General features: G+C 59.8%; 7 protein-coding genes and 1 tRNA gene. 1 reads left to right on the top strand and 7 read right to left on the bottom strand.

All coding sequences use genetic code 11. From position 1 onward, the window contains the following. Window positions 1-118: 118 nt before the first annotated feature. The 7 genes from lon to IV091_RS17835 all read right to left on the bottom strand — a co-directional run bounded on the left by lon (window position 119) and on the right by IV091_RS17835 (window position 10,827). On the bottom strand, window positions 119-2,548 hold the full coding sequence (gene lon / locus IV091_RS17865) for an endopeptidase La (protein ID WP_293470750.1): 2,430 nt from the start codon (window positions 2,546-2,548) through the stop codon (window positions 119-121). Between the two features lie 114 nt (window positions 2,549-2,662). Next, window positions 2,663-3,928 carry an ATP-dependent Clp protease ATP-binding subunit ClpX gene (gene clpX, locus IV091_RS17860; protein WP_293470749.1) on the bottom strand — a complete coding sequence of 422 codons (1,266 nt, stop codon included), beginning with the start codon at window positions 3,926-3,928 and terminating at the stop codon, window positions 2,663-2,665. Window positions 3,929-4,047: 119 nt separating this feature from the next. Beyond that, window positions 4,048-4,701, bottom strand: a complete 654-nt coding sequence (gene clpP / locus IV091_RS17855) for an ATP-dependent Clp endopeptidase proteolytic subunit ClpP (RefSeq protein ID WP_293470748.1) — start codon at window positions 4,699-4,701, stop codon at window positions 4,048-4,050. A gap of 95 nt (window positions 4,702-4,796) precedes the next feature. Next, window positions 4,797-6,107 (bottom strand): trigger factor, encoded by a 1,311-nt coding sequence (tig, locus tag IV091_RS17850; protein ID WP_293470746.1) that lies wholly within the window; start codon window positions 6,105-6,107, stop codon window positions 4,797-4,799. 110 nt (window positions 6,108-6,217) lie between these two features. Then, a tRNA-Leu gene (locus tag IV091_RS17845) sits at window positions 6,218-6,304 on the bottom strand. 118 nt (window positions 6,305-6,422) lie between these two features. Beyond that, window positions 6,423-9,722, bottom strand: coding sequence for an efflux RND transporter permease subunit (locus tag IV091_RS17840; protein ID WP_293470744.1), 3,300 nt, complete (start codon window positions 9,720-9,722; stop codon window positions 6,423-6,425). 7 nt (window positions 9,723-9,729) lie between these two features. After that, window positions 9,730-10,827, bottom strand: a complete 1,098-nt coding sequence (locus IV091_RS17835) for an efflux RND transporter periplasmic adaptor subunit (protein WP_293470742.1) — start codon at window positions 10,825-10,827, stop codon at window positions 9,730-9,732. A gap of 135 nt (window positions 10,828-10,962) precedes the next feature. Between IV091_RS17835 and IV091_RS17830 the strand changes: the two genes are divergently transcribed. Next, window positions 10,963-11,350 (top strand): squalene/phytoene synthase family protein (locus IV091_RS17830; protein ID WP_293470740.1); only part of this gene is annotated, 388 nt, incomplete at its 3' end.

Raw genomic sequence — 11,350 nt, 5'->3', positions numbered from 1 at the left:
ACTCTCGACCTCAACCTTGGCAAGGTTGCGCTCTACCAACTGAGCTACTCCCGCGAGTCTAGCTTCATATTATAGCCATAATTTTTAACCGCTTTTGACCCCGGCTAAAAATTCTTGGCTAATGTTTAACGGCCCCCGCGACGACCGCTGGTGCGGCCGCAACGGCAGCGGCCGACACGGCAACTTCTTCATCTGTCAGCGGGATAGGCTGGCGCTCAAGCGCAACCTGCAACACCTGGTCTATCCATTTCACAGGAATGATCTCCAGACCACTCTTCACGTTGTCCGGAATCTCTTGCAGGTCTTTGGCGTTATCTTGAGGAATCAGCACCGTCTTGATCCCGCCACGCAGTGCAGCCAGCAGTTTTTCTTTGAGCCCACCGATGGCAGTGACTTCGCCACGAAGTGTGATCTCACCCGTCATCGCGACGTCGCCGCGCACCGGAATACCGGTCAGCGCGGAAACAAAAGCCGTCGTCATGGCGGCCCCGGCGCTCGGGCCGTCTTTGGGTGTGGCACCGTCCGGCACGTGAATATGAATGTCGCGCTTTTCGAACATCTCATCCTTGATGCCGAGCACCCTTGCGCGGCTGCGAACCACGGTCCGGGCTGCTTCCACGGACTCCTTCATGACATCGCCCAGCGAACCGGTACGGGTAATCACGCCCTTGCCAGACATGACGGCCGCTTCAATCGTCAGTAAATCACCGCCAACTTCGGTCCATGCCAAGCCAACAACCTGACCCACCTGATTTTTTTGTTCCGCACGGCCGTAATCGAATTTACGGACGCCCAAAAACTCGTTGAGGTTGTCTGGCGTCACCACGACCTTGGGCGTCATTTTCTTGAGCTGGATGCCTTTGACCACCTTGCGGCAAATCTTGGAGAGTTCACGCTCCAGCGATCGGACACCCGCTTCACGCGTGTAATAACGCACGATATCGCGTACCGCCTGCTCCTGAATTTCCAGCTCGGAATCCTTCACGCCGTTGTTTTTCACCTGCTTGGGCAGCAGGTAACGCATGGCAATGCTGGTCTTTTCGTCTTCGGTGTAACCGGACAGCCGGATCACTTCCATCCGGTCCAGCAGGGCTGGCGGAATATTCATCGAATTCGAGGTCGCGACAAACATCACGTCGCTCAGATCAAAATCGACCTCTACATAATGATCGCCGAAGGTGTGGTTTTGCTCGGGATCCAGCACTTCCAGCAAGGCGCTTGAGGGATCGCCTCGGAAATCAGTGCCGAGCTTGTCGATCTCGTCGAGCAGGAAAAGCGGATTGCGCGTGCCGGCCTTGGCCAGGCTCTGCAGCACTTTGCCAGGTAAGGCACCGATGTAGGTACGGCGGTGGCCGCGGATTTCGGCTTCATCACGCATGCCGCCCAAGGCCATGCGCACATACTTGCGTCCTGTGGCCTTGGCGATCGACTGGCCCAGCGAGGTTTTGCCCACGCCAGGAGGGCCGACCAGGCAAAGAATCGGGGCCTTGAGCTTGTCCACGCGCTGCTGCACCGCGAGGTATTCCACAATGCGGTCTTTGACTTTTTCAAGACCGAAATGGTCTTCATTGAGCACGTTTTCGGCGTTGACCAGATCGTGCTTGATTTTGGTCTTCTTGCTCCACGGCAAGCCAAGCAGCACGTCGATATAGCTGCGCACCACCGTCGCCTCGGCTGACATGGGCGACATGAGCTTGAGTTTCTTGAGCTCGCTCTCGACTTTTTTGAGCGCTTCCTGCGGCATCTTGGCCGCCTTGATTTTCTTTTCGATTTCTTCAATATCGACGCCATCTTCTCCCTCACCCAGTTCCTTCTGGATGGCTTTCACCTGCTCGTTCAGGTAGAAATCGCGCTGGTTTTTCTCCATCTGACGCTTGACGCGGCCACGGATTTTTTTGTCGACATTGAGAATATCCACTTCACGCTCAAGCTGCTCGTAAAGATTCTCAAGCCGGACCTTGACGTCGTCGAGATCCAGGATCACTTGCTTGACATCGAGTTTGAGCGGCAAATGCGCGGCAATCGTGTCAGCCAGCCGGCCCGCATCATCAATGCTGGAAATCGACGTGAGAATTTCCGGAGGAATTTTCTTGTTCAGTTTGACGTAATGGTCAAACTGCTGCATCACGGCTCGGCGCAAGGCCTCGACTTCACTGCCCTTGTCGCCAGGCGAGGCCACGGGTGCCTCCACCGGCGTGACATTGGCGATGAAGTGCTGCTCGCCATCTTCAATCTTGTTGACGCGCGCGCGCTGCTGCCCCTCGACCAGCACTTTCACCGTCCCGTCAGGCAGCTTGAGCAGCTGCAAAATGGTCGCGACACAGCCCACTTCGAACATGTCTTCCACCGACGGTTCGTCCTTGGCAGCCGCCTTCTGCGCCACCAGCATGATGCGCCGTTCGGCCTCCATGGCCGACTCCAGCGCCTTGATGCTCTTGGGACGACCTACAAACAGCGGAATCACCATGTGCGGAAAGACCACCACATCCCGCAAAGGCAACAGCGGCAGATCAACAGGGATGGAAGGTAGAAAAGTTTGTCCGGACATATAAACCTTAAACGTAAGACGCGAACGGCCAATTGCATTGGCCGGGCAAAACACCGTCGCTACAGATTGGGGGCGCAGGAAGCGCTTTTCAAGCGCTCCTGCCCCTTCTGGCGCTCAGGCCTTCTTCGCAGTTTCGCGGTACACCAGCAGTGGCGCCTTGTTTTCTTCGATCGTGGACTCATCCACCACCACTTTTTCAACATTGCTGACGTTGGGCAGGTCGAACATGGTGTCGATCAGTGACTGCTCCAAAATCGAACGCAAACCACGCGCACCCGTTTTACGTGCCAAGGCCTTGCGGGCAATGGCTTTCAGTGCCGAAGGCCGTATCTCCAGGTCCACGCCTTCCATGGCGAGCAGCTTGCTGAACTGCTTGACCACCGCATTTTTGGGCTCGGTCAGAATTTGCACAAGCGCGTCTTCGCTGAGTTCAGCCAATGTTGCAATGACGGGCATGCGACCGACCAGCTCGGGAATCAGGCCAAATTTGACCAGATCATCGGGCTCGACTTCCTTGAATGCATCCGTCAGGGTACGCGTCTTTTTGCTTTTGACGGCTGCGCCGAAACCAATGCCCGATGCTTCGGTGCGGTTTTCAATGACTTTTTCGAGCCCCGAAAAAGCGCCGCCGCAAATGAACAGGATGTTGGTGGTGTCGACCTGCAGGAAATCCTGGTTAGGATGCTTGCGCCCGCCTTGTGGCGGCACGGAGGCCATCGTGCCTTCAATCAGTTTGAGCAAGGCTTGCTGCACACCTTCGCCCGACACGTCCCTGGTGATCGAGGGGTTGTCGGATTTACGCGATATCTTGTCGATCTCGTCAATGTACACAATTCCCTGCTGGGCACGCTCGACTTCGTAGTTACAGCTTTGCAGCAATTTCTGGATGATGTTTTCAACGTCTTCACCCACATAACCCGCTTCGGTCAAGGTCGTGGCATCTGCCATGACGAAAGGGACGTTGAGCGTACGCGCCAGCGTTTGCGCCAGCAAGGTCTTGCCCGAACCCGTGGGGCCAATCAGCAAAATATTGCTCTTGGTCAGTTCCACATCGTCTTTTTTGGGGCTGTCTTTATGGCGCAGGCGTTTGTAGTGGTTGTACACGGCCACGGCCAGCGTGCGCTTGGCCGGGTCCTGGCCAATCACATAGCCGTCCAGTGTTGCCTTGATTTCCGAGGGCGTCGGCAAATCGGTGCGCGTCTCGCGCACCTCCAGGCCGGCGGGAAGTTCGTCACGAATGATTTCGTTGCAAAGATCTATGCACTCGTCACAAATGAAGACGGACGGACCTGCAATCAGCTTTTTGACTTCATGCTGGCTCTTGCCGCAGAAGGAGCAGTACAGGGTCTTTTCGCTTGAGGAGCCTTTTTTCTCGGCCATTGATGGGTGCCTTTAAGGTGCCTGAGGGGGAACTAACAGCTAATGATAACCAATAAAAAAACGGCGTTTCCGGTACAGAAAACGCCGTCGCTGCCGTGCAACTGGAAGCTTTTAAAAGCTTAAGGGCGCTTGGAAATAACCTGATCGACCACGCCGTATTCCTTGGCTTCATCGGCAAACATGAAATAGTCGCGCTCGGTGTCGCGCTCAATTTTCTCTACCGTCTGGCCGGTGTTCGCCGCCATGATGCGGTTGAGCTGGTCACGCGTTTTCAGGATGTCCCGGGCGTGGATTTCAATGTCCGTGGCCTGGCCTTGCGCGCCGCCTGAAGGCTGGTGAATCATCACGCGCGAATTGGGCAGGGTAAAGCGCTTGCCCTTGGTGCCTGCGGTCAGCAAAAACGCGCCCATGCTGGCAGCCATGCCAATGCAAAGCGTGGACACATCGGGTTTGATGAACTGCATGGTGTCGTAAATCGCCATGCCCGCCGTCACGGAGCCGCCGGGCGAGTTGATGTAGAAGGAAATATCCTTGTCCGGATTTTCGCTTTCCAGAAACAGCAACTGGGCCACCACCAGGTTGGCCGTCTGGTCATTGACCGGGCCCACCAGGAAAATAACGCGTTCTTTCAGCAGGCGCGAATAAATGTCGTAAGAGCGTTCGCCCCGGCCGGACTGCTCGATCACCATGGGGACCATGCCCAGGCCTTGCGTGTCCTGGCTGCCCGCTTGCGGGTTGCCGTAGGCGCCCCCGTAAATACTGCTTCGAATCATCAAGTTTTCTCCAGAGATGTTTGTACTGTACTTGTAATGAATTGGGGCCTGTACCGCAAAGCACAAGCCCCAGTTTCAGGAGAGCCTACCGGCGATCAGTTCTGACCCATCAACTCGTCGAACGAAATGGCCTTTTCGGTTACTTTGGCCTTGCTCAGCACGAAATTGGTCACATTGTTCTCGATGACAACCCCTTCCACTTCGGCCATGCGGCTGTTGTCGCCCAGGTACCAGCGCACCACATCCTGCGGCTTTTCGTAGCTGGCGGCCAGCTCTTCAATGTGGGCCTTCAGCTGCTCAGGCGTGGCCTGCAGTTCGTTGGCGCGCACCAGTGCTGCTACCACCAGACCCAGACGCACGCGCTTTTCAGCTTGCGGACGGAAAATGTCATCAGGAATCGGTGCCTTGTCGGCGTCCTTGATGCCGCGCTGTTTCAGGTCGGCACGGGCGCCTTCCACCAGGCGCTCCAGTTCAGCCTGCACGCTCGCATTGGGCAAGTCGAGCTCGGCATTGGCCACGAGCGCGTCCATCACGGCGTTCTTGTTGCGGGCCAGCAAGCGGAATTTGACTTCACGCTCCAGGTTTTTCTTGATGTCCGCGCGCAGGCCTTCGACCGTTGAATCGGCAATGCCGAGCGACTTGGCCAGCGCTTCGTTGACTTCAGGCAGGTGCGCTGCTTCAATTTTCTTGACGGTCACCAGGAAGTCGGCTTGTTTGCCGGCCACGTCCTTGCCGTGGTAGTCCTCAGGAAAGCTCAGCGGAAAGGTCTTGCTTTCGCCGCTTTTCATGCCGCGCACGGCATCTTCAAATTCCTTGAGCATCTGGCCGTCGCCCACGATGAACTGGAAGTCTTCGGCTTTTCCGCCAGCGAAGGTTTCGCCGTCGATCTTGCCTTCAAAGTCGATGGTGGCACGGTCGCCGTCTTGTGCTGGCGCATCGGCCGCGCGCTGCGCGAACGTGCGGCGCTGCTTGCGCAAGATGTCGATGGTCTTGTCGATGGCGGCATCGCTGACTTCAGCGGTGACTTTTTCAACTTCAGCATTGGCCAGATCAGCGATCTGAACTTCCGGGTAGACCTCGAAAAGCGCATCAAACGTCAGCTCGCCCTCAGGTGCGCCTTCTTTTTCGCTGATGCGGGGCTGGCCGGCAACGCGCAGCTTGGCTTCATTGGCCGCAGAGGCAAAAGCTTCGCCGACCTTGTCGTTCATGACTTCGTAGTGCACGGAGTAACCATAACGCTGGGCCACGACGCTCATGGGCACCTTGCCGGGACGAAAACCGTCCATTTTTACCGTGCGTGCCAGCTTTTTCAGACGGGAATCAACTTCCGACTGAATGGTGTTGAGGGGCAGCGTCAGCGTCATTTTGCGCTCGAGCTTTTCAAGAGTTTCGACAGTCACAGCCATGATGGTTTCCTAAAATCAAAAATATTCAAAGCAGGGCTTTCACCTGACATGCTGCAGTCAAGCAGCACTACCTGATGGCTTGGGCACAGTTGCCACTCAGCAATCAGGGGTGGTGCGCGGGGCGGGACTCGAACCCGCACAGTATTGCTACCGTCAGGACCTAAACCTGGTGCGTCTACCAATTTCGCCACCCGCGCGCCTGAAAAAACGACGGGAATCCATATCTATTCAGAATTCCCGCTTGAAATCGGTCAACTTTTTATTTTAGCCTGTAACAGGGGCGATTTCCCCGGAGCCCTGTATCGCGGAGCGGATTCACGCCGCAGCGGGTGCGCCAACCGCTTCCCTTTTCACACGGAACCAGGCGGCATACATGGCCGGCAAGGCCAGCAGGGTCAGCACGGTGGCCACAATCAGCCCGCCCATGATGGCCACGGCCATCGGCCCCCAGAACACGCTGCGCGACAGCGGAATCATGGCCAGCACAGCGGCCGCAGCCGTCAGCACGATGGGCCGCAGACGCCGCACAGCAGACTCGACAATCGCGTCCCAGGCCGGAATGCCCTGGGCCCGGTCCTGCTCGATCTGGTCAATCAGGATGACGGAATTGCGCTGGATCATGCCCATGAGCGCAATTACGCCCAGCAGCGCGACAAAGCCAAACGGCCGGCCCAGCAGCAGCAGGGCCCCGGCCACGCCGGCAATGCCCAGCGGCCCGGTCAAAAATACCAGCATGGCGCGGCTGAAGCTGTGCAGTTGCAGCATCAGGAGCGTGAAGGTCAAAAACAGCATGACAGGAATCCCGGCGGCAATCGACGCCGAGCCCTTGCTGCTTTCCTCCACGGCGCCGGCCACGTCAATGCGGTAGCCGGCCATGCCGTTGGCGTGCCATTTGGCCTCCAGCGACTTGAGCGCGGGCAGTAGTTGCTGCGTCACGGTGGCGCCTTGCAGGCCTTCGGCAATATCGCCTTGCACCGTGATGGCGTAGTCGCGGTTTTCGCGCCACATCACGCCAGGCTCCCAGGCAAACACCGGCTTGGCAATCTGCGTGAGCGGAATCGACTGGCCCGACGCCGTGGGCAAATAGGCATTGCCGATATCGGTGATCGCGTTGCGTTCATCCAGCGGCTGGCGCAGCACGATGTCGATGAGTTTGTCGCCGTCGCGAAACTGACCCACGGTCGACCCGCTGAGCAGGGTACGGGCCGCCTGCGCGATGGACTGGCTGGTCACGCCCAGGGCGCGTGCCTTGGACTGATCGACTTCCAGCCGCATCACCTTGACCGACTCATTCCAGTTGTCATTGACCCCGCGCATGCTGGCGTTGTCCCGCATCACGGCCTTGACCTCGTCGGCGCGCGCGCGCAGCACCAGCGGGTCAATGCCCACGACGCGAAACTGCACCGGATACGGCACCGGCGGCCCGTTGGGCAACAGCTTGACGCGGCCGCGCACTTCGGGGAATTCGGTCGCCAGCAGGGCAGGCAGCTTGATGCGCAGCGATTCACGCACCTTCAAATCCCTGGCCAGCACAATCATTTGCGACACGTTGGTCTGCGGGAACACCTGGTCCAGCGGCAGGTAAAAGCGCGGCACGCCCGAACCCAGCCAGGTGCTGACCGACGCCACGCCCGCCTCCTGCATCAGGCGCTGCTCGACGCGCTGGGCCGTCGCTTCATTGGCGGCAAACGAGGTGCCTTCCGGGAACCAGATATCGACCATGATTTCAGGCCGGCTGGAGTCCGGAAAGAACTGCTGCTGGACCCGGCCCATGCCCACGATGCCCAGCGCAAAAATCAGCACCGTGGCGCCAATCGTGAGCCAGCGGTACTCCACGCACCAGTTCACGGCGCGGCGAAAGGTGTTGTAAAAGGGGCTGTTGAACATCTCGTGCGGGTGGTCCTGGCCGCTTGCTGCGGCCTGCCCATGCGGTGGTAAATGAGTTGCCCCCATGCTCGCCACTGCGTTGGCTTCACTGCCCCCCGAGGGGGCCGACGCAGCCTTGGGGCGGCCCGGCGGCGGCTTGAGCAGCAGCGTGCCCAGGTAAGGCACAAAGTACACCGACACGACCCAGCTCAGCACCAGTGCAATCACCGTGACGGCAAAAATGGCGTAGGTGTATTCGCCGGTCACCGACTTGGCCAGGCCGATGGGCAAGAACCCGGCCGCAGTGATCAGGGTGCCGGTCAGCATCGGCATGGCGGTGATTTCGTAGGCAAATGTGGCGGCGCGCACCTTGTCGTAGCCTTCCTCCATCTTACGCACCATCATTTCGACGGCAATGATGGCGTCGTCGACCAGCAGTCCCAGCGCAATGATGAGCGAGCCCAGCGATATCTTGTGCAGCCCGATGTTCAGGTACCACATGGCCAGAAAAGTCAGGCTCAGTACCAGCGGAATGGTGATGCCCACGACCAGGCCGGGCCGGATGTCGATGTAATAACGCTTCCAGAGCGGCAGCTGGCCCGGTCCCTGGTGCTGCCGTTTGTGCAGGCCCAGGCTGATGAAGCTCACCGCCAGCACGATCAGCACGGCTTCGATCAGCACCCCGATAAACTCGTTGACAGAACTTGCCACCGCTTTGGGCTGGTCCTGCATGTGGACCAGCTTGATGCCGGCGGGCAAGGTGCGGTCAAAGCTGGCCGACAGTTTTTCCAGCGACTTGCCCAGCCGGATGATGTCGCCGCCCTTGGTCATGGCCACACCCAGCGCAATCACTTCCTTGCCCTGGTGGTGGACCTTCACCGACGGCGGATCGACATAACCGCGCTTGATGTCGGCAATGTCGCCCAGCCGAAGCTGGTTGCCCGAACTTCCGCGAATCGGCATGGCGCGCAGTTGCTCCAGCGCTTCAAACTGGCCGGCCACGCGCACCTGCACCACATCCAGCGGCGTCTGCACCGCACCGGCCGACTCGACCGCGTTTTGCTGGCCCAGTTGCGCCAGCACCTGGTTCAGGTCCAGCCCCAGCTTGGCCAGGCGCTTTTGCGAGACTTCGATAAAGACTTTTTCGTCCTGCACGCCAAACAGTTCCACCTTGCTCACGTCGGGCACGCGCAGCAGTTGCTGGCGCACGTCATCGGCAAAGGTCTTGAGCTCGGCATAGTTGAAGCCATCGGACTCCAGCGCATAGATCACGCCATAGACGTCGCCGAAGTCATCGTTGAAGAACGGTCCCTGCACGCCAGCCGGCAGCGTGCCGCGCATGTCGCCGATTTTCTTGCGCACCGAATACCAGACATTGGGCACTTCGCTGGCTTTGGACGAATCCTTGATCTGGAAAATGATCTGCGACTCGCCGGGCTTGGAATAGCTACGGATGCGGTCCGAATAAGGCACCTCCTGCAGCGTGCGCTCCAGCTTGTCGGTGACCTGCTCGGCCACCTGCTGCGCCGTGGCGCCCGGCCAGTAGGTGCGCACCACCATGGCGCGGAAGGTGAACGGCGGGTCTTCGTCCTGCCCGAGCTGGAAATAGGCCGAAAAGCCCAGCACGATCAGCACCAGCAGCAAATATCGGGTCAGCGCCGGATGCTCCAGCGCCCAGCGCGACAGGTTGAAACGTGCCGAAGGCGAGTCGCCCGGGCCGGTGGTCTTGTCTGTGGTCGGTTGCGTCATGCCGCTCTCACTTCACGCTGGCGGCTGAAGCTGCAGGCGCTTTTTGCTGATAAATAGTGACTTTCTGGCCAGGCGACAGCACATGCACGCCGGCGCTGACCACCCGCATTCCTGGCTGCAGGCCGGCAGCCACCACGACCTCGTTGCCGTCGGCGGTCGCGACCTCAATCACCTGCGAGCGCACCGTCATGCCAGCCGGGTCCAGCACCCACACCGCCGTGGCCTGGCCGTCCCGGCGCAATGCCGAAGTCGGCAGCTTGATGACAGGCGCACCCACCGCGCTGGATTCAGGCACCACATAAACCGTGGCACCCAGCGCTGGCGGCGCCTGGGCATCAATCGACACCTTGACCGGATAGGTCCGCGTGACCGGGTCGCTGCTGGCGGCCACCTCGCGTACCTTGCCGGGCAGTTCAGTGCCTTGCGCCCAGACGCGAATCCGGACCGGCGTGCCCACCTTCAGGCCGGCGACCTTGTCTTCAGGCACCGAAAACACCACGTCCCGCACCCCGTCGGCCGCGATACGCACCACCGGCGCACCGGCCGCCACGACCTGGCCTGGCTCGGCATCCACGGCCGTCACCACGCCCGAAACATCGGCCGTCAGCACCGCATAGCCGGCCTGGTTGCCCTGCACCGCCAGTTGCGCCTGGGCCTGCTCAAGCTGCGCCTGCGCCGCTTTCAGGGTCGCAGCGCGGCGCTCCAGTTCGGCGCCGCTGATGAAATTCTGGTCTTTCAGCGCCTGGTAGCGCTTGAAGTCGGCTGCGGCCAGGTTGCGATTGGTAGCCGCGGCGTTGACCTGGGCACTGGCGGCATCGGCTGCCAGGCGGTAATCCTGCGGGTCCAGCTGCGCCAGCACCTGCCCGGCCTTGACGTGCTGGCCCAGTTCAGCCTGCCGCTTGATCAGTTTGCCGCCCACCCTGAATCCCAGCCGGGACTCGACCTGCGCCCGCACTTCACCGGCATATTCGTGGCTGGAAGCATAGGCGCTGGTGCCCACCGTGATCACCTTCACGGCGCGAACCGGCTCCTCGGTAGGCGCGGGCCGTGAACACGCAGCCAGCAACAGGGCGACGCTCGCCAGGGACACAACGGTTTTTTTCATGATGAACGGAGAGGAAAAGGGATTCTGGTGAACCGGGGCAAGACATCGGGCAGGACAGCACCCGAAGGCAGTTACTGACTAATCGGTTAGTAATTTAGGAGAAATGTAATAGCTTGTCAAGCGACAATCCAGCGCATGAAACCAGGCCCCTCATCACTTGCTCACGGCGTGAACCATTACGAGAATTTTCCGGTCGCCTCCCTGCTCTGCCCGCCGCGCCTGCGCCCGGCCATCGCGGCCATTTACTGGTTTGCCCGCACCGCCGACGACATGGCCGACGAAGGCGATGCCCTGCCGCAAACACGGCTGGACGACCTGGCCGCCTACCGTGCCGACCTGATGGCAACCGCCAGCGGCCAGGCGCCCTCGCCGCGCTGGGCCGGCGTGTTCGGGCAACTGGGCCAAATGATCAGGCAATTCGCCCTGCCGGTGAATCTGCTGGCCGACTTGCTCAGCGCCTTCGAGCAAGACGTGGTCAAGCAGCGCTACGCCAGCCAGGCCGAGTTGCTCGACTACTGCCGCC

It is taken from the genome of Polaromonas sp., assembly GCF_018780625.1.
Taxonomy (GTDB): Bacteria; Pseudomonadota; Gammaproteobacteria; order Burkholderiales; family Burkholderiaceae_C; genus Polaromonas.
Note: the sequence above shows the minus strand (reverse complement) of the source record. Positions and strands in the feature narration are given on the sequence as shown.

Coding starts and splice junctions, on each gene's coding strand:
- IV091_RS17840 (WP_293470744.1), bottom strand. CDS start 9,722: ATGACGCAACCGACCACAGACAAGACCACCGGCCCGGGCGACTCGCCT.
- clpP (WP_293470748.1), bottom strand. CDS start 4,701: ATGATTCGAAGCAGTATTTACGGGGGCGCCTACGGCAACCCGCAAGCG.
- lon (WP_293470750.1), bottom strand. CDS start 2,548: ATGTCCGGACAAACTTTTCTACCTTCCATCCCTGTTGATCTGCCGCTG.
- clpX (WP_293470749.1), bottom strand. CDS start 3,928: ATGGCCGAGAAAAAAGGCTCCTCAAGCGAAAAGACCCTGTACTGCTCC.
- tig (WP_293470746.1), bottom strand. CDS start 6,107: ATGGCTGTGACTGTCGAAACTCTTGAAAAGCTCGAGCGCAAAATGACG.
- IV091_RS17835 (WP_293470742.1), bottom strand. CDS start 10,827: ATGAAAAAAACCGTTGTGTCCCTGGCGAGCGTCGCCCTGTTGCTGGCT.